Below are 22820 nucleotides of genomic sequence, written 5' to 3' on the forward strand. Positions count from 1 at the left end.
TGGGGTGCTCGCTGTCATTTCCGGCGACGGTTCTCAGCCGTGGTGCCGTTGGGGAAGCGTTTGTTCACCGCGTCGAATGTGATCATCAGTAGTCCCTTGAGTCGGCCTGACCGCGTCCCGTACCCGCGTCTCTTGCCTCGCTGCATATAGTCATGCAGAGTTCTTGTTCTCTGAATAGATTGTCAATGCCTGCGCGTAAATCACAGGTTACGGATGACCGCAGGGTGAGACGCGAGGTTCGAAAAGAGGCATTTGAGCATGATGTCGTCCCGCATGACGGACCCAGGCAGTGGTCGGGGTACGAGTCCGGCCACTGCGACTATTCCATCCATTGTCGTGCTCGACGGACAGAGCCTCCCGGTGGCCGACATCGTCCGACTCGCCGACGGCGCCGCCCGTCCGGTACCCGGGACCGAGGCGATCAAGCGCGTCGAGCAGAGCTGGCACGTCGCCCGCGAGCTGGCCGCCTCCGGGCGGGTGTACGGGCGCTCCACCGGCGTCGGCGCCAACCGCACCGAGGCCGTGCCCACCGAGGCCGCCGCCGACCACGGGCTGCGCCTGCTGCGCAGCCACGCCGGCGCCATCGGGGATCCGCTGCCCGCCCGCGAGGTCCGCGCCATGCTCGCCGTACGCGCCAACCAGCTCCTGGCGGGCGGCGCCGGGCTGCGGCCCACCGTCGTCACCGCGCTCTGCGACGCCCTGGAGTCCGGCGCGTACCCGCTGGTGCACGCGTTCGGCTCGGTCGGCACGGGCGACATCGCCGCCCTCGCGCAGATGGGCCTCGCCCTCGCCGGGGAGCACCCGTGGCGGCTCGCCGACGAGGACGACGGGAGGTCCACCGGCGGGAGGTCCACCGGCGGGCGGTCCACCGGCGGGCGGGGCGGGTGCTCCCCGGCGAGGGGCGGGCAGCCGCCCGCCGCCCAGCCCCTCGACAACAACGACGCCCTCGCCCTGATCAGCAGCAACGCCCTGACCCTCGGCCAGGCCGCACTCGCCCTGCACGAACTGCGCCGGCTCGTCGCCGCCACCGAACTCGTCGCCGCCCTCTCCCTGCTGGCCGTCGACGGCTCGTACGAGGCGTACGCGGAGCCCGTGCACGCCGCGCGCCACCACCCCGGCTCGTACGCCGTCGCCGCCGACCTGCGCGCGATACTCGGCGCCCCCGAACGCCCGGGGCCGCCGCTCGGCCGCATCCAGGACCCGTACGGCTTCCGCTGCGTCCCGCAGATCCACGGCCCGGCCCGCGACGCCGCCGACGCGCTGGAGCGCGCGCTCGCCGTCGAGATCAACGCCGCCGCCGAGAACCCGCTGATCCGCCCCGGCACGGACGAGGACCCGCTGCCCGCCGCCTACCACCACGGCGGCTTCTACCTGGCGCAGATCGCCCTGGCGCTGGACCACTTCAGGCTCGCGCTCGTCCAGACCGCGCGGCTCTCCACCTCCCGGCTCTCCGCGCTCAACGAGCCCGGCTTCACCCGGCTGCGCCCCTTCCTCGCCGACGCGGAGCCCGCCAGCTCCGGCGTGATGATCCTTGAGTACGCGGCGGGCGCGGCCCTCGGCGATCTGCGGTCGTTCTCCGCGCCCGCCTCGCTCGGCCACGCCGTGCTCTCCCGGGGCGTGGAGGAACAGGCCAGCTTCGCCTCCCTGGCCGCCCGGCAGACCCTGCGTCTCGCCGACCCGTACCGCCTGGTCGTCGGGTGTGAACTCGTCGCCGCCGTACGGGCGTTGCGCCAGCGGGGGCTGCGTCCCGAGCCGGACCTGCCGGTCGGCAGGGCGTTCACGCTGGCCGAGTCCGTACTCGACGAGGAGGTGGGGGACCGGCCGTTGACCGATGATGTGACGGCGGCGGCCACCCTGCTCGACCGGTTCACGGAGCTGACGAACGACCTGACCGCCCACCCGCCGGCCACGACGGACCACGACGGATCCCACGACCGGTATCAGGACCGGTACCACGGGTACTACGACCTGTCCCACGACCGTTTCCATGACCGATCCCATGACCGATCCCACGAAGGGAATTGAGGGAATCTCGCATGAGCGACAGCCCCGCCGCCCGCCTCCAGCAGCTCTTCGAGGGGCACCGCCTCACCCCCACCCAGCGGCGCATCGCGCACAGCATGGTGCGCCAGGCGGTGGACGCGCCGTTCCTGTCCAGCGTCGAGCTGGCGGAACTGGCCGGGGTCAGCCAGCCCTCCGTCACCCGCTTCGCGGTCGCGCTCGGCTTCGACGGCTACCCCGCGCTGCGCCGGCACCTGCGGGAGGTCGCGCCGGGTGAACGGGCCGAGGGGGAGACCCCGTACAACGAGTACCAGCAGGCCGTACGCGGCGAGATCGAGAATCTGCGCCGGCTCGCCGAACTCCTCGCCGACCCCGAGCCCGTGGAGCGCGCGGGCAAGCTCCTCGCGGGCTCCCGGCCGCTGCCGGTGCTCGGTCTGCGGGCGGCCTCCTCGCAGGCGCGCGGCTTCGCCTACTTCGCGGCCAAGGTCCACCCGGACGTCCGGCTGCTGGACGAGGGCGGCACGATGCTCACCGACCGGATCGACACGGCGCGGAGCGCGGGCGCGAGCGCGCTGCTCTGCTTCGCGCTGCCACGCCATCCCAAGGAGGTCGTGGACGCGCTGGCGTACGCGCGCTCGGCGGGGCTGACCGTGGTGACGGTCGCGGACTCGGCCTTCGCCCCGGTCGCCGCCCACAGCGATCTGCTGATCCCGGCGGCGGTCGGCACGGGCCTCGCCTTCGACACGGCGTGCGCGCCGATGCTGCTGGGCCGGGTGCTGCTGGAGGCGATGTGCGACGGGCTGCCGGACGCGCAGGCGCGTCTGGAGGAGTTCGACGCGCGGGCGGCGGCCCGGGGTCTCTTCGTGGAGTGAGGGGGCGTGAGGGGAGGCGTGAAAGGGGCGGTGTGAGGGGCGGCGTGAAGGGGACGTGAGGGGGCGTCCGGTCTGCCGGAGGCGTCCGTTCCGCTGGTTCTCAGGAAACGCTCAGAGTCCGTCACTGGCCTGCCGCCACACAGTTGGCAGCACGCTCAGGACCGGTCCGTGACGGTACGGAACTGGCGGCGCGTCCACCGGTGGTGGCTGCTCGGGGTGTTTCTCTTGGCGGTGGGATTCTCGTTCGTGGTGCCCATCACCGGGGGCCTGGCCCTCGCGGGCGCGGGTGAAGGGCTACCGGACGACGGGGCTGGGCGCGGGCGACGCCGCGCCCGGCGGGGCACGGCGCCGTCGCTGAACGGGTTCAGAACGGTTCCGAACGTGTTCAAGGCGGTTCCGAACCGGCAGTGAACCGGCACCGAACCGGATCAGACCTCCAGGCTGGACTCGATCCTGCCGAGCTGGTGGCGGGCCATCGCCAGGTTCGCCCGCGACTTGTCCAGCGCCAGGTAGAGGAACAGCCCGCTGTTGCCACGGCCCTTGAGCAGCCGGATCAGGTGGTACTGGGTTCCGAGGGTGATCAGGATGTCCTCGATCTCGTCCTTGAGGCCGAGCAGTTCCATGGTGCGGACCTTCGACCGGACCACATCGGTGTTGCCGGCCGCGGCGACGGTCAGATCGAGATCCTTGCTGCCGCCGACCGTACCGAGGGCCATACCGCTGGAGTAGTCGACGAGGGCGACCCCGAGGGCCCCTTCGATGGTGGTGACCGCTTCTTTGAGGGCGGCTTCGGTGTTGGCCATGAACGTCGCACTTCCTTTCCGTCGTACGGGCGTCCGGGGTGTTCCGGACGCCCGGGGGGCGCGTGTTCTGCGTGAGGGGGAGGGGGTGGAGGAGCCTGCGGAACCGGAGGAGTCTGCGGAACCGGAACCGGAACCGGAACCGGAACGGGGCGAGGGTCGCTGGGAGTTGGAGGAGGCCATGGGTCAGGCGTTCTCCAGCCGTTCGAGGGCGCCGTCGACCAGTTCGCCGATCCGGGCGCTCGAACGGCGCGCCTCCAGATGGAGTCTGCCCACATTGGTCCTCGGTTCCGCCAGGAGTGTCAGAACCGCCGAGGAACCCGCCGCGTACGTCGCCACGTACCCCAGCTCACCCCGGATCAGCAGCTCCTTGAAGGCGCCCTGTCCGGTGGAGTCCGTGAGCCGCATGGCGACGCCCAGCGCGGCGGCGGTGAGCGCCGCGACCCCCTCGGCCTCCACGTCCGCGGTGTCCTGGGCCAGCACCAGACCGTCGGTACTGGCCGCGAGGGACCCGGTGAGGTGCGGGAGTCGGGCCCGAAGGCGCCTGAGTTCACCGAGCACGTCGGCCTCCGCTGTCATGAGCTGTCTCCTCTCGGCGCGCGCCCGCAGAGCACGCCTCATGACGCCGTGGCGCGGCCTGCTCGGACCGGGCCGCACGGGCCCTGTCCAGGCCGGGGACCCTCGGAGTCTCGGTGGATGGGGCGGAAGGTCACAGGGTTGCCTCCAGTGCGTCGCGGAGCCGGCGTAACAGGGCGATGTCCGGGGCCGCGGAGACCGTCGCGATCCAGGAGGGAACGGTCGCGTGGGGGACCGACGACGGGTCGTCGGGTGTCTCGACCAGACCCGCGGCGGCCAGCCTGCGGATGTCGAGAAGGGTGTGGAACGCGGGCCGCCCCAGCGTCCAGGCGATGGCCACCGGGGTCCGTACGCCGTCCGCCAGCTCCAGCAGGGCGCGCTGTCTGCGGGTGACCGCCTGGCCGGGGGCCGGTCTTCGGGCTACCACGGGAGCGGTGTCGACGGCGGCGTACGGCCAGACCTGGTCGAGGAGTTCGCGCCGCCGCAGGGTCTCGCGCTCCACGGCCGTCGCGGTGACGGGCCGTACGGAGCCGAGCCAGTGGGCCACTCCGTAACGGAAGCGGGTGGGGCCGCCGGTGGGGGCGAGGGCGAAGAAGGCGGCGTCGAAGAGCGCGCCTGTATGGGCTATCTCCAGCTCGCCGTTGTGGAGCCGGCCGCTGTCGACGAGGAACCTGCCGACCTCGCGGCGGGTGCCCGCCCGGTCCACGGCCTCCTCCCAGCCCGCCCGGGGCAGCCGGCCGCCGGCGGTGAGGAGGACGTCGATGCCAGGGGCGGCGGGGCTCTCGGCGTGCACGACGCGGCCGTCGGTGAGGTAGAGCGTGCCGTGGTCACGGAGGAGGGCGCCGGTGGCGCGTTCCCCGGCGAGCCGCACGAGCATCGGGGAGACGGCGGAGTGGCCGGAGGAGAGCGGGGGTCCGGAGGGGAGCGGGGGTCTCGCGGCGGTCATCCCAGCACCAGCCGTTCGGCGAGGCGGCCGAGGCGTAATCGGGCGAGGGCGAGATTGCCGGTGTCGCGGTCCATCCAGAGATGCAGGAAGACGCTGCTGTCGAAGGTCGTCTCGACGAAGGTGAGGATGTGGTAACCGGTGCGGGTGGTGACGATGAGGTCCTGGACGGGGGGCCCTTTGCCGCCCTCGCCTTCTCCCTCGTCGTCGCCCTCACGCGTGTCCGTGGCCTTCGTGGCGGGCCCGTCCGCCGCCTCGGACGCCTCGGACGCTTCTGACGGCGAGGGTGGTGCCGGTATTGCCGGTGGTGCCGGAGCTTCGGGTGCGAAGGCCGTGTACTCGGCGGCGGCGCGGGCCAGTTCGGCCGTCTCGGCTGCCGTGGCCTCGTGGTCGCCGTTGGGCGACTGTCCCGCCGTGCCGAGCGCGAGTCCGCTCGTCCAGTCGACGATCGCCGCGCCGCGCGCTCCCGGCAGGCTCATGGCCTCTTCCAGGCACGCATCGATTCCGGGCACGCGGACTCCCCTCCCAGCCGGGCGTGCGGGCGCACTGCCGTACAGCAGTAACCGCGAGGTTACGCAACGTCCGTGCGAGGGGTGGGCGTTCTGGCATTTTCCATCGGAACATGCGCGCGATTCAGAGGCAGTTGATATGAAGAAGGCTGGATGTGATGGGTCCGGCCCGGTCGTGCCCGCGGTGATGCCGAGGCGCTCCGCTCCTCAGTCCAGCAACGCGTCGGCGTACGCGCCGCCCGACTCGGCCACGATCTCGTCGGTCGTCTGCTGTTCTCGTACGGTAGCGAAGCGCACCTCGGCACCGGTACCCGCTTTCACGACAAATCCGTGAATCCCAGGCCTGGCAAGGCTGTTGTAGGAGTAATGGGCGGTGAAGAAGTACGCCCCCGTGTCGAGCGCGGCGACCAGATCGCCCTGCTCCAGCAGGGGCGCCGGCCGGTTCTCGGCGAGCAGATCGCCCGCGAAGCAGGCCGGGCCCGCGATGTCCTGCGCCACGACGGGGCCCGTCCTGGGCCGCCCCTCGGCGTCGTAAGCGGCGATACGCACTGGCCAGGAGGCCGGGGCGTAGACGGTACGGGTGGCGACCTGCGCGCCCGCGTGGGTCACGGCGATGGGCCGGCCCCCGGCGGACTTGGCGTATTCGACGCGCGTGAGGACCGTGCCGTGCCTGGCGAGCAGCGAACGGCCGAACTCCGTCACCAGCCCGTACCGTCCGTCCAGCATTCCGGGCACGGTGTCCTTGAGGAGCCGGGCGTACGCGGCGTAGGTGGGCGTCTCCTCGTCGGAGGCGAAGTTGACCGGGAGGCCGCCGCCGATGTCGAGGGTGTCGATCTGCCGGCGGCCGGCCGCCGCGTTGATCTCCTCGGCCAGCTCGTACAGGGTCCGTACGCCCTGGGCCATCAGATCGAACGGGATGCCCTGCGAGCCCGAGTGGGTGTGCAGCCGGGTGAGCCACGGGCGGTCCAGGTAGGCCTGGATCACCCAGGCGCGGGCGCCCTCGTCGCGCAGCGCGACGCCGAACTTGGAGGTGGCGGTCGCGGTGGACAGCGCCCCGATGGACCCGGCGCCGAGCTGCGGATTGACCCGCAGCCCGCAGGGCGGGGCGGCCGGCGCGGACTTCGGTGCCGAGCCGGCGGGTGCCGAGCCGGCGGGTGCCGCGCCGGCGGGTGCCGCGCCGGCGGGGGCCGAACCGACCAGGGCGTCGAGGCGGGCCAGCTCCTGCGGGTTGTCCGCGTTGACGGCGATGCCGAGGGCGAAGGCCTCGCGCAGTTCCGCGGTGGTTTTGGCGGGGGAGTCGAGGACGGTGCGGTCGGCCCGTACCCCCGCCGCCCGCGCGAGCGCCAGCTCCCCGGGGCTCGCGACCTCCGCGCCGATGCCCTCCGCCGCCAGCAGGCGCAGCACGGGCACGAGGGGCGCGGCCTTGACGGCGAAGGCGTGCAGCACGGGCGTGCCGGGGGCGGTGACCTCGGCGAAGGCGGTACGGAGCGAGGCGGCCGAGGAACGGATTCCGGCCACGTCGAGCAGGGCGACGAGCGGGGTCGCGTCGCTGATCAGCCCCTGCTCCACCGCGGCCCGTACGGCCCGGTCCCGGCGGGCCGCGGTGGAGTGCGGGGGCGTCTCCTGTGGCATGTCTGAAGGCGGGTCTGAAGGCATGGACGCCAGCCAATCATCCGGGGGCCCGCGACGCAGTGGTTGACTACTTCTATTCATCCGGACAGGATGTGAATAGATTATTCAACAGGAGCGTCACGGAGGAGGCACCCGCCATGTCAGGACCCCGCCCCGTACGGGCACCGCGCGGTACGGAACTGAGCGCCCTGGGATGGCAGCAGGAAGCCGCCCTCCGCATGCTCCAGAACAACCTGGACCCCGAGGTCGCGGAACACCCCGACAAACTCGTCGTCTACGGCGGCACCGGCAAGGCCGCCCGCGACTGGCGCTCCTTCGACGCCATGGTCCGTACGCTGCGCACCCTCAAGCAGGACGAGACGATGCTCGTGCAGTCCGGCCGGCCCGTGGGCGTCATGCAGACCCACGAGTGGGCGCCGCGCGTGCTGCTCGCCAACTCCAACCTGGTCGGCGACTGGGCCAACTGGGAGGAGTTCCGGCGGCTCGAATCCCTCGGGCTGACCATGTACGGCCAGATGACGGCCGGGTCGTGGATCTACATCGGCACGCAGGGCATCCTCCAGGGCACGTACGAGACGTTCTCGGCCGTCGCCGCGAAGAAGTTCGGCGGCACGCTCGCCGGGACGATCACCCTCACCGCCGGTCTGGGCGGCATGGGCGGCGCGCAGCCGCTCGCCGTGACCATGAACGACGGCGTCGCGATCTGTATCGACTGCGACCCGCGCGCCATCGACCGCCGTATCGAGCACCGCTACCTCGACGTGCGCGCCGACAGCCTGGACCACGCGCTCCAGCTCGCCACCGAGGCGCGCGACGCCCGCCGGCCGCTCTCCATCGGGCTGCTGGGCAACGCGGCGGAACTGCTTCCGCGCATGCTCGCCGAGGGCGCGCCCATCGACATCGTCACCGACCAGACCTCCGCCCACGACCCGCTCGCCTATCTGCCGCTCGGCGTCGACTTCGACGACATGGCCTCGTACGCCGCCGAGAAGCCCGCCGACTTCACCCAGCGCGCCCGTGAGTCGATGGCCCGGCACGTCGAGGCGATGGTCGGCTTCATGGACGCGGGCGCCGAGGTCTTCGACTACGGCAACTCCATCCGCGGCGAGGCCCAACTGGCCGGATACGACCGCGCCTTCGCCTTCCCCGGCTTCGTGCCCGCCTACATCCGGCCGCTGTTCTGTGAGGGGAAGGGCCCGTTCCGCTGGGCGGCGCTCTCCGGCGAGGCTTCGGACATCCACAAGACCGACCGGGCGATCCTCGACCTCTTCCCCGAGAACGAGTCCCTCCACCGCTGGATCAGGATGGCGGGCGAGCGCGTCCACTTCCAGGGCCTGCCGGCCCGGATCTGCTGGCTCGGCTACGGCGAGCGCGACAAGGCGGGCGAGCGCTTCAACGACATGGTCGCCTCCGGTGAACTCGCCGCGCCGCTCGTCATCGGCCGCGACCACCTGGACTGCGGCTCGGTCGCCTCCCCGTACCGCGAGACCGAGGCCATGCTCGACGGCTCCGACGCCATCGCCGACTGGCCGCTCCTCAACGCCATGGTCAATGTCGCCTCCGGTGCCTCCTGGGTCTCCATCCACCACGGCGGCGGCGTCGGCATGGGCCGCTCGATCCACGCGGGCCAGGTCACGGTCGCCGACGGCACCCCGCTCGCGGGCGAGAAGATCCGCCGCGTCCTCACCAACGACCCCGGCATGGGCGTCATCCGCCATGTCGACGCCGGATACGACCTCGCGGAGACGGTCGCCGAGGAGCGCGACGTCCGTATCCCCATGCGGGAAGGCGCCGGGGAGGACGCCCGGGAGGGCACGCGGGGGGACGCGCAGGGGGACGCGTCCGCCGCCGCGCCGGCCGAGGACGCCACGGCATGACCTCCCCGGCACCGCGCCCACCGGCCCCCGCCGGCCCCTCCGCCCCCGCCTCCTTCCAGGAGATGTGGCGCGACCTCGCCCCCCTCGGCCGCGACCCGGGCAGCGGCGGCTACCGCCGCTACGCCTGGACCGCCGCCGACACCGACTGCCGCGCCTGGTTCCGCGCGCAGGCCGAGGACCGGGGGCTCACCTACGAGGTCGACCGCAACGGCAACCAGTGGGCCTGGCTCGGTGACCCCCTAGCCGGGGACGCCGTCGTCACCGGATCGCATCTCGACTCCGTACCCGACGGCGGCGCCTTCGACGGGCCCCTCGGTGTCGTCTCCTCCTTCGCCGCGCTGGACGAACTCCGGCGCAGGGGAGCGCGGTTCACCAAGCCCCTGGCCATCAGCAACTTCGGCGACGAGGAGGGCGCCCGCTTCGGTCTCGCCTGCGTCGGCTCCCGGCTCACCGCGGGGCGGCTCACCGCCGCCCAGGCCCATGAGCTGCGCGACGGCGACGGCGTCCCGCTGCCGAAGGCGATGGAGGCCGCCGGGTACGACCCCGCCACCCTCGGGCCCGACCCGGAACGCCTCGCCCGGATCGGCGCGTTCGTCGAACTCCACGTCGAGCAGGGACGCGCCCTCGACCTCTCCGGCGACCCCGTCGGCATCGCGTCCGCGATCTGGCCGCACGGCCGCTGGCGCTTCGACTTCCACGGCGAGGCCAACCACGCGGGCACCACCCGTCTCGCCGACCGCCGCGACCCGATGCTGACATACGCCGAGACCGTCCTCGCCGCCCGCCGCGAGGCGGAACTCGCCGGGGCCCTCGCCACCTTCGGCAAGGTCTCCGTCGAGCCCAACGGGGTCAACGCCATCCCCTCCCTCGTCCGCGGCTGGCTGGACTCCCGCGCCGCCGACCAGTCCGCCCTGGACACCGTCGTCGCCGCGATCGAGGCCGCCGCCCGCGAGGCCGCGGACCGCACGGGCATCGACGTACGGGTCGTACGGGAGTCCTTCACCCCCGTGGTCGAGTTCGAGCACGCCCTGCGGGACGAACTCGGCCGGATCCTCGGCGACCGCCCCGGGACCGACTGCCCTGGACCTGACCGCCCCGGGACCGACCGCCCCGGAGTCGACCGCCCCGAAGCCGGGCGCCGCGGGATCCCCGTGCTCGGCACCGGCGCCGGACACGACGCGGGTATTTTGTCCGGCTCCATCCCGACCGCCATGCTGTTCGTACGGAACCCCACGGGCGTCTCCCACTCCCCGGCCGAATCCGCGACCGAGGACGACTGCGCGGCCGGGGTGCTGGCCCTCGCCGACGTACTGGAAGGACTCGCGTGCCCATGACGCAGCCGACCGCCGCCCCGGGCAGGACCCAGGTCACCACCCGGCCCGGGACGTCCACCGGGACCACCGGACCCGACGCCCAGCCCGAACCGGCCCGCACCTACTGGCTGGAGCACGCCTGGCTCACCGACGGGCGGCCCCACGTCGAGCCCGGTGTGACCGTAGGCGTCACGGACGGCCGGATCACCGGCGTACGCACCCAGGTCACGACCCCGCCCCCGGGCGCCACCGTCCTGCGCGGCCTGACCCTCCCGGGCCTGGCCAACGCCCACTCCCACGCCTTCCACCGCGCCCTGCGCTCCACCGTCCAGGTCGGCTCCGGCACCTTCTGGACCTGGCGCGAGATCATGTACGGGATCGCCGCCAAGCTCACCCCCGACTCGTACTTCACCCTCGCCCGCGCGGTCTACGCCGAGATGGCGCTGGCCGGCATCACCTCCGTCGGTGAGTTCCACTACCTCCACCACGCGCCCGGCGGCACGCCCTACGCCCATCCCAACGCCATGGGCGAGGCCCTGATCGCGGCGGCGGCCGAGGCCGGGATCCGGATCACACTCCTCGACACCGCCTATCTCTCCTCCGGCATCGCGAAACGGCGCGGCGGCGAGCCCCCCGAGAGGCATCAGCTCCGCTTCTCCGACGGCGACGCGACGGCCTGGGCCGAGCGCGCCTCCGCCCTCGCCTCGGCCGTCAAGGACAGCGACCAGGCGCTGATCGGCGCGGCCATCCACTCCGTACGCGCCGTCCCGGCCGAGCAGCTCGCCACCGTCGCCGCCTGGGCCGAGGAGCACGGAGCCCCGCTCCACGTCCATCTCTCCGAGCAGACCGCGGAGAACGAGGCCTGTCTCGCCGTCCACGGCCGCACCCCCACCCGGCTGCTCGCCGACCACGGCGTGCTGGGCGCCCGTACCACCGGTGTCCACAACACCCACCTCACCGACGAGGACATCGCCCTGCTGGGCACCGCGGCCACCGGCACCTGCATGTGCCCCACCACGGAGCGAGATCTCGCCGACGGCATCGGCCCCGCCGAACAGCTTCAGCGCGCGGGCTCGCCGCTCTCGCTCGGCAGCGACAGCCATGCCGTCATCGATCTCTTCGAGGAGGCCCGCGCGATGGAGCTGAACGAACGGCTGCGCTCGCGGCGCCGCGGTCACTGGACGGCGGTCGCGCTGCTGCGCGCGGCCACCGCCGACGGCCACGCGGCCCTCGGCCGGCCCGACGCGGGCCGTATCGAACGCGGCGCGTTCGCCGACCTCGTCACGGTCGCGCTGGACTCCGTCAGAACAGCGGGTTCGCTGCCACGGCTCGGAGCGGAGACCGCCGTATTCGCCGCCTCCGCGGCCGATGTACGCCATACGGTCGTGGGTGGCCGTCATGTCGTACGCGACGGAACCCATGCCCTGATCCCCGACGTCCCGGCAGCACTCGACCGGTCCATCGCCGCCCTGCGCGGCTGACACCCCGGCCCGCGCCGCCGCCGACACGGCCGACGTGGCCGAAGCCCCAGCCCGTGTCGCCGACACCCCGGCCGACGCCGCCGACACCCCGGCCCGCGCGGCCGAAGGAGAGCATTCCTCCCATGACGACGACCACGACCGTCATCACCAACATCGCCAGTCTGGTCACCAACGACCCCTCTCTCGGTGACGGAACCCCCATCGGTCTGATCCAGGACGCGGCCGTCGTCATCGACGGCGACCGCATCGCCTGGGTCGGTGAATCAAGCAAAGCACCCGCCACTGACAACGCCGTCGACGCCGGTGGCCGGGCCGCCCTCCCCGGCTTCGTGGACTCCCACTCCCACCTGGTCTTCGCGGGCGACCGGACCCAGGAGTTCAACGCCCGCATGTCCGGCCGCGCGTACTCCGCCGGCGGTATCCGCACCACCGTCGCCGCCACCCGCGCCGCGACCGACGCCGAGCTGGCCGCCAACGTCGCGCGCTACCTCGCCGAGGCGCTCCGCCAGGGCACCACCACGCAGGAGACCAAGTCCGGCTACGGGCTGACCGTCGCCGACGAGGCCCGTGCCCTCCGTATCGCCGCCGAGCAGACCGACGAGGTCACCTATCTCGGCGCGCACATCGTCCCGCCCGACCACGCCGCCGATCCGGCCGCGTACGTAGATCTCGTCACCGGCGAGATGCTGGACGCCTGCGCCCCGTACGCCCGCTGGATCGACGTCTTCTGCGAGCAGGGTGCCTTCGACGGCGACCAGGCCCGCGCGATCCTCACCGCGGGCCGCGCCAAGGGCCTGCACCCCCGTGTCCACGCCAACCAGCTCTCGTACGGCCCCGGTGTCCAGCTCGCCGTCGAACTCGACGCCGCATCCGCCGACCACTGCACCCACCTCACGGACGCGGACGTCGACGCCCTCGCGCACGGCGCCACCGTGGCCACACTGCTGCCCGGCGCCGAGTTCTCCACCCGCGCCGCCTGGCCGGACGCCCGCCGTCTGCTCGACGCGGGCGCGACCGTCGCGCTCTCCACGGACTGCAACCCCGGCTCGTCCTTCACCTCCTCGATGCCGTTCTGCGTCGCCCTCGCCGTACGCGACATGGGCATGACCCCGGACGAGGCCGTCTGGTCGGCCACGGCGGGCGGCGCGGCGGCCCTGCGCCGGACGGACATCGGCCGCCTCACCCCCGGCGCCCGCGCCGACCTGGCCCTTCTCGACGCCCCGAGCCATGTCCACCTCGCCTACCGGCCCGGGGTCCCCCTGGTCTTGTCGGTCTGGCGGAGCGGCATCCGCGTCCACTGACTCCGCTCCGTCGAAAAGAGGCCCCTCACCCCTTCAGTGCGGCTATCTCGTCGATCCTCGGCCGCAGTTTCCGTACGGCCAGAGTCTTCGCGTACGGCCGCAACCTCCGCCGCATCGTCTCGAAGTGCTCGTCCCCCCGGGCCGACGAGACATGCTCGTAGTCGTCCAGGAACTGCCACCAGCTCCCGCACGCCGCCTCCAGATGCCCCAGCTCCAGTTGGCGCTGGGCCAGGACGGCGAGGAAGTGGACCCGGCCCTGCCGCTCGTGTTTCTGCTGCACCTGAAGGGACTGCTGGAGGGCGGTGATCGAGCCCGGCAGGTCCTTGAACTCGTACAGCACGTGCGACACGTGGAAGAGGTACGCGGTCCTGTCGTAGCCCCCGATCGACTCACGCCGGTTGTCCGCCTTGGTCAGGGCGGCCTCCGTCTGGCGCAGCCGGCCGAACGCCTGCCGCTTGTCCCCCACCATCGCCGCCGCGTGCGCCTGCTGCCCGGACAGGAACGCCTGGAGCCGCGGCTCGGCCTTCGGTGACGCCTCGGCGGCCGAGTCGGCCAGTTCCAGCGCCCGTTTGCCGTACCCGAGGTTCGACGCCTGGAGCGACATGCCGCGCAGCGTCCGGCAGTACGTGACATGGTCCCCGGCGGAGCCGGCCAGCTCCAGGGCCCTGAGGTAGTACTGCTGGCCCAGCCCGTGCGCCCGCTCGTACATCGCCATCCAGCCGGTCAGGTAGACCAGATCGGAGGCGGCGGCCAGCATGTCGTTGCGTACGGACTCGGCGGCCTCCGCCTTCAGCCACGGCATGACCGTGTTCACCAGAAAGGCAGCGGCCATCGGGCGCGCGTGACCACCCCCGAGTTCATCCAGAATGTCCGCTATCCGGTCCGTCATTGTGCGTACGGCCTGTACCTGCGGCGCCCCTATACGTACGGTCCGCTTCCCCGGAGCGGGTGTCGAGGGGGCTGCCGCGTGGGCCAGATCCGGGAAGAGCGGAACGACGACGGCGGCGGAGAACAGCCCTGCGGCGATCAGCCCGCGCCGTGACGGATCCATGTCTGCTCTCCCCATGTCGACCAGTTCTTCGAGCGTGTTGACCCCGGAGATGCCGGAGACACCAGAGGAACCGGAGACACCGGAGGAGCCGGCGGAACCGAAGGGGCCCGAGGGACCGGCGGCGCCGGAGCCCGAACGGCCCGAACGGCCCGGTGGTTCCCCGGCCGACGAGGAGAAACGAGCGGACGGTACGACGGGAAGGCCGGCCTCCGAGTGGGTGACCGGGCGTCCGAGTTTCCGTGCGAAAGCCTCCACGATCAACGGCCTGACCTGGTCCTTGGGCATGGTGCCCGCGACCCAGTGGGAGACCGCCGACTGGTCGTAGTGGAGTTCGAGCCCGGCCTCGGCGCCGATGCGGTTGATGATCAGTGCGAACTGTGCGCGGGACCACTTCGCCTGCGCCAGCAGACCGGCCAAACCGGTGTTTGGTGTGCGGGAATTACTCGCCATGTGTCCAACTCCCCCAAGCGTTCATGGCTTTCATCATCAGACAGTTCTCCACGGTACTCGTGGAGGGTCTTCAGGCTGTTTTCTGTTCAACAGGGCCAAGCAGCACAGCACACGAAGACGGGGGCCAAGGTGAACACAGTGACAGACAACAGAACAGGTGGCACTGCCGAAAACGCGCACACCACCTACACCGCCGACTCCACGCAGACTCCGCACACTTCACACACTCCGCACGACCGGCACGCCGTCCGGAACCACGCCGTGGACCACAACGCCATAGGTCTCGACGCCGATCGCGCACTGGCGCCGCATCGCATGATGCCGCCGCCCGCCGAGATCGCGGACCTCACCGACCGGCTCGTCGGCCACGGCGCGGGGCTCGTCTCCCTCGTCGAGGCGATCCCCGAGAGCGAGCACACCGTACGGACCAAAGGAGCGCTCAAGGACTGGTACGACCTCACCGACAGCGGGCCCGGCGCCGGCGCCATGGCCAACTGGGTCCACATGCGGGCACTGGCACGCATGTGCCGTACGTTCATGGACTACCTGCGGGAGCGCGAGCGCGAAGGCCGGTACCGGCCGTGAGCCCAGAAGGGAAACAACAAGCCTGGTTCGTGATCGCGGTCTGCACCCTGGGACTGACCATCGCACTCACCGTGGGGCTGCGCCTGTAAGGCGGAGGCAGCCCCGTAGACCGGTGGGAAGGTCAGGACGCCGACCGCCCCAGCACCACCGGAAGTTCCCGCACGCTGTTGCCCACGAAGCTGCGCTGGCGGGCCAGTTCCGTTTCCGGGACCGCGATCCTCAGGTCCGGGAACCGGGTGAACACCTGCCGCAGGGCGATCGTGGTCTCCATCCTCGCGAGAGGGGCGCCCAGGCAGTAGTGGGCGCCATGTCCCAAGGAGAGATGGCGTGTCGTGGAGCGCCGCGCGACATCGAAGCGGTCCGCGTCAGGTCCGTGCGCCGCGGCGTCACGGCCCGCCGCCGAGAACCCGGCCAGCACGGGTGTGCCGCGCGGGATCACCGTCCCGTCCACCGTCACGTCGCGCGTCGGATAACGGAACGGGAAGAAGCTGACCGGACTGTCCCAGCGCAGGGTCTCCTCGACCGCGTCCGCCCAGTCCGCGGCGCCGGTCCGGATCAGCTCCAACTGGTCCGGATGGGCGCACAGCGCGCGGACCGCGTTGGTGATCAGGTTCAGGGTCGTCTCATGGCCGGCGACGATCATCACCAGCATCGTGCCGATGAGTTCGTGCTGACTGAGCCGGTCGCCGCCGTTTCCGCTGCTACTGCTACTGCTACTGCTACTGCTGCTGTCGCTTCCGTCGTCGTCCCGCGAGGCGATGAGGGCGCTGGTGAGGTCCCGACCCGGGCGTGCCCTGCGGGACGCGGCCACCGCGCCGAGCACGGCCACCATCTCCCGGTTCGCGGCCACCGCCTCCTCCGGGGCGATGTCGGTACTCACCACCTGCGTCGAGAGGGTGTGCAGCCGGTCCCGGAACTCCGCGTCCACCCCGAGCAGTTCGCTGATCACGCTCATCGGCAGCGGGAGCGCGAAGTGCCGGCGCAGGTCCACCACCCCGTCGTCCGCCGCTGCCGCCGCCGCGGCCACCCCGTCCAGCAGCTCCGCCGTCAGCCGTTCGACGCCCGGCCGCAGCGCCGCCACCTGCCGCGCCGTGAACGCCTTGCCGATCAGCGACCGCAGCCGCCGGTGCTCGGCGCCGTCCGCGGTCACCATGCCCGGTACGGTCGCGAAGGTCGTCAGCGGCCAGCCGACCGGGATCCGCCCCTCCTGGAGCGCCGTGAAGTGCTCGGCGCTCTTGGCGACATCCGGGTGGCCCATGAACTCCTTCAGCGCCTCGTGCCCGAGGACCGCCATGCCCGGGACGTCGCCGGGCAGCACGACCTCGGCGACGGCGCCCCGCGCGAGCATCTCGGCGTTGAGGGCGTGCGGGCAGGAGCCGGACGGGTCGAGCCGATACACGTACGGGGGCTCGGAAGCGTGGGACCGGGTCACGGGAACCCTCCTCACCCAGATCCTATGAGTCAGTCCGAGGTTACGGAAAGGAGCGGTTCGGCCGCAGGCCGTTCCGGTATCTTCCGCAATCTCCGGCACCTCCAGCACCACAGGCCGCACCCGTTGCGTGCGATCCCCCGATCCGTGACGAGATGGGCGACTGCCCCTGTCCCGGAGGGATTTGGGCCGGTACCGTCCTGTCGGGTGCGGGCCCACAGGGGACACGGGCTCGTGGGGGGATGCGACCGGGGGGTCGAGTTGAACGATGTACGGAGTGCCGCGCGCCTGCGCGTGGTGGCGCCCGGGGATCTGGACGAGGCGGAAATCGAGTCCTGGCGCGAGCTGCGCGCCAAGTCGGGGGCTCCGGCCAACCCGTTCATGGAACCGGAGTTCACCCTGGCCGTCGGCCGGGTACGGCCGGGGGCGCGCGTCGCCGTCGTACAGGAGGGGGCGGGGACGGAGGGGGCCCGCGCGGAGGGGGCCGGGGCGCCCGCCGCGTCCGGAACGGCCGCTGCCGAGCCCGTCGGGTTCTTCCCGTACGAGCGCGGTCCGCTCGGGCGCGGAAGGGCCATCGGCCTGGGCGTGTCCGACTGCCAGGGCGGGGTGTTCCGCGGCGGACTGCGGCTCACGGCGCGCGAACTGCTCGGCGGCTGCTCGCTGACGTCCTGGGAGTTCGACAACCTCGAAGCGGGACAACGGCTGTTCGTCCCGGCCGACCCCGGCGTCGGCGCGTTCGCGGGGTTCGAGTCCCCGGTGATCGAGGTCGGGGAGGGGTACGAGGCGTACGAGACGGCTCTGCGTGCCCGGTCGCCCAAGTTCTTCCGTACGACGGCCGCGAAGGAACGGAAGCTCGCCCTCCGCGCGGGCGAACTCCGTTTCGTCTTCGACGAGCGCGACCCGGCGGCGCTGCGCACGCTCATGGAGTGGAAGTCCGCGCAGTACCGCAGGACCGGCCGCCGCGACCGCTTCGCGAAGGAGTGGATCAGCGCGCTGGTACGACAGCTCGCCACGACCCGTACGCCGGGCTGCTCTGGCGTGCTCTCCGTGCTGTACGTGGCGGACCGCCCGGTGGCGGCGCACTTCGGGCTGCGCTCGCGCACCGTGCTGTCCTGCTGGTTCCCGGCGTACGACCCGGAGTTCGCCAGGTTCTCGCCGGGCCTGATCCTGCATCTGAGGATGGCGCGGGCCGCCGCCGCGGCCGGGATCGGGGTGCTCGACCTGGGGCGCGGGGCGGCGGAGTACAAGGACGCGCTCAAGACGGGCGGACTACGGGTCTACGAGGGCGCCGTGACACGCCCGGGCGCGCGGGCCGCCCTCTACCGGCTGGGCAGGGAGCCGGTCCGCCGGGCGCACGGCTTCGTACGGGAGCGGCCCCGGCTGGCGGCGTACACGAAGGCGGCGCTGAACCGGGTGGGCCGCCTGCGGGACAGGTGACGGACCGGCCGCCGGAAGGGCACGGACCGGCCGCCGGAACGGACAGGGCGGCAACGGCACAGGGCGGCAACGGCACAGCGCATCAACCGAGCAGGGGGAGCCGATGACGTACACACCGCACACGACCGGCACCGGCACCGGGACCGCGCGGGGGAGGGGGAGCGCGGAAGACGGGCCGGGCCGTCCGGCGCCGCGTCGCCTGCCGATCCCCCCGGCCGTCGCCGTCGCCGAACTCGATCTCCGCGCGGCCGACGGCGCCGTCCTGTCCCTCCGCCCCGCGCCCGGCGGCCCGCCGGTCGGGGAGGGGGCCGTGTTCGCGCTCGTACGGATCGACGGCCACCCCGTCGCCACGGTGACGGGCCAGGTGGCGGCGGGCCAGGATCCGGCGGAGGCGCTGACGGCGGCCTTCCGCGCGCGGAGCGGGGCCACGGCGACGCCGTCGTCCCCGTCCCCGTCCACGGACCCGTCGCTCCCTCCTCCCCGTACCACCGCCGTCGTCGCCACCCGCGAGCGCGCCGGCCAACTCGCCCGCGCCCTCGACTCGCTCCTCGCCCAGGACCACCCCGACTTCCGCGTCCTGGTCGTCGACAACGCGCCCGTCACCACCGCCACCCGCGACCTCGTCACCTCCCGCTACGCGGGCCGCGTCGCCTACGCGCACGAGCCGCGCCCCGGCCTGGCCGTCGCCCACAATCGGGGCATCGCGGCGGCGGACCGCGCGGCCCCGGTCCTCGCGTTCACCGACGACGACGTGATCGCCGACCCGCACTGGCTCTCCGCGCTCACCGCGCCCTTCGCGGCCGACCCCCGCCTCGGCTGCACCACGGGCCTGATCCTCCCGGCCCGGCTGACCACCCCCGCGCAGATCCTGCTGGAGAGCCACGGGGGCTTCGCCAAGGGGGTCGTGCCCCGGCTGTACGACCCGGCGGCGCCGCCCGCCGACCAACCCCTCTTCCCGTTCACGGCGGGAAGCTTCGGCTCCGGCGCCAACATGGCCTTCCGCGCCGATGCGTTGCGCGCCGTCGGTGGCTTCGACCCGGCCACCGGCACCGGTACGCCCGCCAAGGGCGGCGACGACCTGTACGCCTTCGTCCGGGTCCTGGCCGCCGGACACCGGCTGCGCTACACGCCCGAGGCGCTGGTCTGGCACCACCACCGCGAGACCTGGCAGGACCTGCGGAACCAGGCGTACGGATACGGCGCCGGCCTGACCGCGTACCTCACCGCGATCCTCGTACGCCACCCCGCCCTGCTGCCCGCGCTGCTCGCGAAGGTGCCGCGCGGGCTGGCGCACGCCCGCGCGATCACGGCGCACGGCACGCAGGCGTACCCCTGGCCGCGCTCCCTCTCCCGCCTGGAGCGCCGGGGGATGCTGTACGGGCCGTTCGGTTACGCGAAGGCGCGGATCCGCGCCCGCGCGGGGGCGGCCGGGGGATTACGCGACACGGCGCCCGGAGGCACCCCGTGACGGAGCGGAACGCACCGGAGCGGAACCCATCGGACCGGAACGTACCGGACCGGATCCCCGTCCTCCTCTACCACGCCGTGATGGACGACCCACCCGCCTGGATCGCCGAATTCACCGTCACACCGAGGGACTTCGCCGCCCATCTCGACGCGGTCGTCGCCTGCGGCCGTACGCCCGTCCCCGTCAGCACCCTGGTCGGGCACCTCACGCGGCGCGCGCCGCTGCCGTCCCGGCCCGTCGTGCTCACCTTCGACGACGGCTTCGCCGATCTGCCGGGCCCGACGGCCGACGCGCTCGCCGCCCGCGCCCTGCCCGCCACCGCCTATCTGACCACCGGGGCCATCACCCCGGGCCGCACCAGCCTGCTGCCGCCCGCGCCGATGATGACGCTCGCACAGGCGGGGCGTCTGGAGTCGTACGGGCTGGAGGTGGGGGCGCACACGGTCACCCATCCCCAGCTCGACACCCTGCGCGGACCCGCCCTCCGGCGTGAACTGCGCGGAGCCAAGGACGTGCTGGAGGACCTGCTCGGCCATGCGGTCGCGCATCTCGCCTATCCGCACGGTTACAACAGCCGCGCCGTGCGCCGGGCCGCCGAGGGCGCGGGGTACGCCTCGGCCGTCGCCGTACGGCACGCCCACAGCTCCGGGCGCGACGAGGCGTACCGCATCGCCCGGCTCATCGTGCGCCGTACGCACACCGCGGCGGACGTCGCGTCGTGGATGGCGGGCGGGGCCGCCGCGGGGGAGCGGGCGAGGGTCGCGCCGTACCGGGATTCAGCGGCCACGGTGGGCTGGCGGCTGTACCGGCGCGCGCGGGCCCGGGTGAAGGGGCCGGAATTCGCCGGGTAGTTACGGATAGTCATGGATGACGCTGGGTAGTGACCGAGTGTGACGAGGGGGGAGGGCATCTCATGACCACGCGTACGGACACCAGGACCGGCTCCGGCGACGGCCCGGGGAACGGCTCCGGCTCCGGGAACGGCTCCGGGTGCGGACCCGGAGCCGATTCCGGAGGAGCCGTTTCAGATTCCGTTTCAGATTCCGTTTCGGTTTCCGATTCGGGAGCCGGTTCCGGTTCCGGTTCCGGCTCCGACCTCGGCGCCGCGGCCGGCCCGGAAGCGCGAGCGCCCCGCCCTCCCCACCCGCCCCTTCCGCCGCGCCGTGGCCCGGGGCCGTCGTTCCTGATCCGCTTCCAGCGGTTCCTCACATGGCCGCCGCTGCTGATCGCGGCGGCCCTCTGGACCTGGTCCTTACCGCGGATAGGGTTCCGTGACATCGGGGAGTTCGGGCTCCTCGACCGGTTCCCGGCCGCCTTCTACGCCTCGCTGGCCGTCCTCTCCGCCGGCTTCCTCATCAGCCTGCGCCGGGCGGGTACCGCCCCGTGGTGGCCGCTGACCTACTGCGTCGCGATGCTCGTCGCGCTCAAGGCGCCCCCCGGGATCCTCTACGACTCCGTGCGCTACGCCTGGGCGTCCAAGCACGACGCCGTGATAGCGCGACTGCTCGCCGAGGGCACCTTCCATCCGCAGGCGCGGCTCTCCGGCGGGATGTCCGCGTACGACCAGTGGCCGGGCTTCTTCTCGCTCAACGCGGCGCTGATCAGGGCCTTCGGGGTGCATGGCGCCGCTTCGTACACCAACTGGGCGCCTGTTCTCTTCGGGCTGCTGATGCTCCCGGTGCTGATACTGATCTACCGCACCTTCACCGACGACTGGCGTCTCGTCTGGACCGCAGTCTGGATCTTCCAGCTCGCCAACTGGGTGGGGCAGGACTATCTCGCGCCGCAGGCCTTCGCCTATCTGCTCTTCCTGACCGTGTTCGCCGTGGTCGTACGGCACTTCGTACGGCCCGGATCGGCCGGGCGGCTGCGTGAGCGGTCCCGGCTCGATCCGTCGGCGACCTCCGTGCCGCCGCCCACCACCCTGAGACAGCGGGCGGTCTGCGTGGCGATCCTCGCCCCGCTGATCGGGGCCATCAACGCCTCGCACCAACTCACGCCCGTGATGCTCTGCATGACGCTGACGGCCCTCTGCCTGACCCGCCGCTACCGCAACATCGGGCTGCTCGTGGTCACCGGTCTCCTCATGCTCGTCTGGGATCTCACGATGGGCCGCGTGCTCTTCCTGGACACGCTGTCCACCCTGCGGGACTCGGCGGGCGACCTGCTGAAGAACTCCCGACCCGGATTCGCCGGTGAACCGACGGGCCCGGGACCCGAGTTGGTGGGCACCGCCAACATCCTGATGGTGCTCGTCCTGGGCGGGCTGGCCGTGGCCGCCGTGCTGCTGCGGCGCAGGCTGGCACGGAGCGCGCTGCCGCTGCTGCTGGCCGCCGCCGCGCCCGTACCGCTGTTCGCCGTGAACGACTACGGCGGCGAAATGCTCTTCCGCGTCTATCTGTTCGGGTTGCCGGGCACGGCGTTCTTCGCCGCCGCCGCGCTCGTCCCGCCCGCCGCCGGACGGGAGAAGGCCAGACGCCTCGCCCGCCGGGCGACGGCCTTCGCGCTCCCGGTGGCGCTGGCCGCCCTGCTCGTGGGCTTCCTGCCCTCGTACTACGGCAAGGAGGGCATGCAGTACGCGCCCCCCGCCGAGAGCGCGTTCGTCGAGCGGGCCTACGACCAGGCGCCGGACGGCTCGCTGATCCTCGCCACCACCGGGTCGTTCCCGGGCGCGTACTACCGCTACGACCACTACGAGCGCTGGTTCTTCACCGAACAGGAAGTGCCGGAGAACCTGATCATGCTCAAGGACCCCGCCCGCTATCTCGACGCGGGCATCCCGGACGGACGTCCGGCGTACGTGATCCTCACGCCGTCCCAGGAGAAGGCCACGATCGGCGAGGGATATCTGCCGGCCGGGAGCTTCGCCCGGATGACGGAGGCGCTGAAGCGGTCGCCGCACTTCAGGGTCCTGGAGGAGAGCCGGAACGGCCTCCTGCTGGAACACGTGGAAACCCCCACCCCCGACCCCGTCCCCGAGCCGACCCCGGCCCCGGCCACACCGGCCACTCCCGCCGCCTCCGTCGCCGCCGCGCCCACCGCCGCGGCCACTCCTACTCCTGCTCCTGCCCGATGACGAACCCGGAGGCAGCCGT

18 protein-coding genes and 1 pseudogene are annotated in these 22820 nt (G+C 72.5%); 12 read left to right on the forward strand and 7 right to left on the reverse strand.

The window, feature by feature from the left end; translation table 11 throughout:
* Nucleotides 1-261 precede the first annotated feature (261 nt).
* The 3 genes and pseudogenes from ACIBJC_RS14840 to ACIBJC_RS14850 all read left to right on the forward strand — a co-directional run.
* Nucleotides 262-2025, forward strand: coding sequence for an aromatic amino acid ammonia-lyase (locus tag ACIBJC_RS14840; RefSeq protein ID WP_399292365.1), 1764 nt, complete (start codon nt 262-264; stop codon nt 2023-2025).
* Between the two features lie 11 nt (nt 2026-2036).
* Nucleotides 2037-2873, forward strand: a complete 837-nt coding sequence (locus ACIBJC_RS14845) for a MurR/RpiR family transcriptional regulator (protein WP_399292077.1) — start codon at nt 2037-2039, stop codon at nt 2871-2873.
* Nucleotides 2874-3029: 156 nt separating this feature from the next.
* Nucleotides 3030-3231: pseudogene (locus tag ACIBJC_RS14850) on the forward strand (hypothetical protein); the annotation flags it as partial.
* 70 nt (nt 3232-3301) lie between these two features.
* Here the strand turns inward: ACIBJC_RS14850 and ACIBJC_RS14855 are convergent.
* From ACIBJC_RS14855 to ACIBJC_RS14875, 5 genes are all read right to left on the reverse strand, one after another.
* Nucleotides 3302-3676: a hypothetical protein gene (locus tag ACIBJC_RS14855; RefSeq protein WP_399292078.1), complete on the reverse strand. Its 375-nt coding sequence runs from the start codon at nt 3674-3676 to the stop codon at nt 3302-3304.
* Between the two features lie 183 nt (nt 3677-3859).
* Nucleotides 3860-4294, reverse strand: a complete 435-nt coding sequence (locus ACIBJC_RS14860; protein ID WP_329823474.1) for a roadblock/LC7 domain-containing protein — start codon at nt 4292-4294, stop codon at nt 3860-3862.
* A gap of 88 nt (nt 4295-4382) precedes the next feature.
* Nucleotides 4383-5195, reverse strand: coding sequence for a transcriptional regulator (locus ACIBJC_RS14865; RefSeq protein ID WP_399292080.1), 813 nt, complete (start codon nt 5193-5195; stop codon nt 4383-4385).
* Nucleotides 5192-5704, reverse strand: a complete 513-nt coding sequence (locus tag ACIBJC_RS14870) for a hypothetical protein (RefSeq protein WP_399292082.1) — start codon at nt 5702-5704, stop codon at nt 5192-5194. Before ACIBJC_RS14870 ends, ACIBJC_RS14865 begins: the two co-directional genes overlap by 4 nt.
* Before the next feature lie 204 nt (nt 5705-5908).
* Nucleotides 5909-7333 (reverse strand): diaminopimelate decarboxylase, encoded by a 1425-nt coding sequence (locus ACIBJC_RS14875; protein WP_399292084.1) that lies wholly within the window; start codon nt 7331-7333, stop codon nt 5909-5911.
* 137 nt (nt 7334-7470) lie between these two features.
* Between ACIBJC_RS14875 and hutU the strand changes: the two genes are divergently transcribed.
* The 4 genes from hutU to hutI all read left to right on the forward strand — a co-directional run bounded on the left by hutU (nt 7471) and on the right by hutI (nt 13305).
* On the forward strand, nt 7471-9210 hold the full coding sequence (gene hutU, locus ACIBJC_RS14880; RefSeq protein ID WP_399292086.1) for a urocanate hydratase: 1740 nt from the start codon (nt 7471-7473) through the stop codon (nt 9208-9210).
* Nucleotides 9207-10544, forward strand: coding sequence for an allantoate amidohydrolase (locus ACIBJC_RS14885; protein ID WP_399292087.1), 1338 nt, complete (start codon nt 9207-9209; stop codon nt 10542-10544). Before hutU ends, ACIBJC_RS14885 begins: the two co-directional genes overlap by 4 nt.
* On the forward strand, nt 10541-12004 hold the full coding sequence (locus ACIBJC_RS14890) for a formimidoylglutamate deiminase (RefSeq protein WP_399292089.1): 1464 nt from the start codon (nt 10541-10543) through the stop codon (nt 12002-12004). The genes ACIBJC_RS14885 and ACIBJC_RS14890 overlap by 4 nt, the downstream gene beginning before the upstream one ends.
* 122 nt (nt 12005-12126) lie before the next feature.
* Nucleotides 12127-13305, forward strand: coding sequence for an imidazolonepropionase (gene hutI / locus ACIBJC_RS14895; RefSeq protein WP_399292091.1), 1179 nt, complete (start codon nt 12127-12129; stop codon nt 13303-13305).
* Between the two features lie 25 nt (nt 13306-13330).
* On the opposite strand, the gene ACIBJC_RS14900 is transcribed toward hutI, so the two are convergent.
* Complete coding sequence (locus tag ACIBJC_RS14900) at nt 13331-14806, reverse strand: hypothetical protein (protein WP_399292094.1); 1476 nt, start codon at nt 14804-14806, stop codon at nt 13331-13333.
* A 138-nt stretch (nt 14807-14944) separates the two neighbouring features.
* On the opposite strand from ACIBJC_RS14900, the gene ACIBJC_RS14905 reads away from it, so the two are divergent.
* Nucleotides 14945-15391 (forward strand): DUF6415 family natural product biosynthesis protein, encoded by a 447-nt coding sequence (locus ACIBJC_RS14905; protein WP_399292096.1) that lies wholly within the window; start codon nt 14945-14947, stop codon nt 15389-15391.
* A 121-nt stretch (nt 15392-15512) separates the two neighbouring features.
* Here the strand turns inward: ACIBJC_RS14905 and ACIBJC_RS14910 are convergent, their stop codons facing one another.
* The gene (locus tag ACIBJC_RS14910) at nt 15513-16739 is read right to left on the reverse strand and encodes a cytochrome P450 (RefSeq protein WP_399292367.1); all 1227 of its coding nucleotides are present in this window, start codon (nt 16737-16739) and stop codon (nt 15513-15515) included.
* Nucleotides 16740-17081: 342 nt separating this feature from the next.
* Between ACIBJC_RS14910 and ACIBJC_RS14915 the strand changes: the two genes are divergently transcribed.
* The 4 genes from ACIBJC_RS14915 (at nt 17082) to ACIBJC_RS14930 (ending at nt 22801) form a co-directional block, all read left to right on the forward strand.
* Complete coding sequence (locus ACIBJC_RS14915; RefSeq protein WP_399292098.1) at nt 17082-18257, forward strand: GNAT family N-acetyltransferase; 1176 nt, start codon at nt 17082-17084, stop codon at nt 18255-18257.
* A gap of 103 nt (nt 18258-18360) precedes the next feature.
* The gene (locus tag ACIBJC_RS14920) at nt 18361-19725 is read left to right on the forward strand and encodes a glycosyltransferase family 2 protein (RefSeq protein WP_399292100.1); all 1365 of its coding nucleotides are present in this window, start codon (nt 18361-18363) and stop codon (nt 19723-19725) included.
* Nucleotides 19726-19805: 80 nt separating this feature from the next.
* Nucleotides 19806-20576: a polysaccharide deacetylase family protein gene (locus tag ACIBJC_RS14925; protein WP_399292369.1), complete on the forward strand. Its 771-nt coding sequence runs from the start codon at nt 19806-19808 to the stop codon at nt 20574-20576.
* A 62-nt stretch (nt 20577-20638) separates the two neighbouring features.
* Nucleotides 20639-22801, forward strand: coding sequence for a hypothetical protein (locus tag ACIBJC_RS14930; protein ID WP_399292102.1), 2163 nt, complete (start codon nt 20639-20641; stop codon nt 22799-22801).
* Nucleotides 22802-22820: the final 19 nt, after the last annotated feature.

The organism is Streptomyces sp. NPDC050509 (genome assembly GCF_044457965.1).
Taxonomy (GTDB): Bacteria; Actinomycetota; Actinomycetes; order Streptomycetales; family Streptomycetaceae; genus Streptomyces.

What these genes read in the sequence shown, in the direction of transcription:
- ACIBJC_RS14840 (WP_399292365.1), top strand. Translation starts at nt 262, where the DNA reads ATGTCGTCCCGCATGACGGACCCAGGCAGTGGTCGGGGTACGAGTCCG.
- ACIBJC_RS14845 (WP_399292077.1), top strand. Translation starts at nt 2,037, where the DNA reads ATGAGCGACAGCCCCGCCGCCCGCCTCCAGCAGCTCTTCGAGGGGCAC.
- ACIBJC_RS14855 (WP_399292078.1), bottom strand. Translation starts at nt 3,676, where the DNA reads ATGGCCAACACCGAAGCCGCCCTCAAAGAAGCGGTCACCACCATCGAA.
- ACIBJC_RS14860 (WP_329823474.1), bottom strand. Translation starts at nt 4,294, where the DNA reads ATGAGGCGTGCTCTGCGGGCGCGCGCCGAGAGGAGACAGCTCATGACA.
- ACIBJC_RS14865 (WP_399292080.1), bottom strand. Translation starts at nt 5,195, where the DNA reads ATGACCGCCGCGAGACCCCCGCTCCCCTCCGGACCCCCGCTCTCCTCC.
- ACIBJC_RS14875 (WP_399292084.1), bottom strand. Translation starts at nt 7,333, where the DNA reads ATGCCACAGGAGACGCCCCCGCACTCCACCGCGGCCCGCCGGGACCGG.
- hutU (WP_399292086.1), top strand. Translation starts at nt 7,471, where the DNA reads ATGTCAGGACCCCGCCCCGTACGGGCACCGCGCGGTACGGAACTGAGC.
- ACIBJC_RS14885 (WP_399292087.1), top strand. Translation starts at nt 9,207, where the DNA reads ATGACCTCCCCGGCACCGCGCCCACCGGCCCCCGCCGGCCCCTCCGCC.
- ACIBJC_RS14890 (WP_399292089.1), top strand. Translation starts at nt 10,541, where the DNA reads ATGACGCAGCCGACCGCCGCCCCGGGCAGGACCCAGGTCACCACCCGG.
- hutI (WP_399292091.1), top strand. Translation starts at nt 12,127, where the DNA reads ATGACGACGACCACGACCGTCATCACCAACATCGCCAGTCTGGTCACC.
- ACIBJC_RS14900 (WP_399292094.1), bottom strand. Translation starts at nt 14,806, where the DNA reads ATGGCGAGTAATTCCCGCACACCAAACACCGGTTTGGCCGGTCTGCTG.
- ACIBJC_RS14910 (WP_399292367.1), bottom strand. Translation starts at nt 16,739, where the DNA reads ATGCTCGCGCGGGGCGCCGTCGCCGAGGTCGTGCTGCCCGGCGACGTC.
- ACIBJC_RS14920 (WP_399292100.1), top strand. Translation starts at nt 18,361, where the DNA reads ATGACGTACACACCGCACACGACCGGCACCGGCACCGGGACCGCGCGG.
- ACIBJC_RS14925 (WP_399292369.1), top strand. Translation starts at nt 19,806, where the DNA reads ATGGACGACCCACCCGCCTGGATCGCCGAATTCACCGTCACACCGAGG.
- ACIBJC_RS14930 (WP_399292102.1), top strand. Translation starts at nt 20,639, where the DNA reads ATGACCACGCGTACGGACACCAGGACCGGCTCCGGCGACGGCCCGGGG.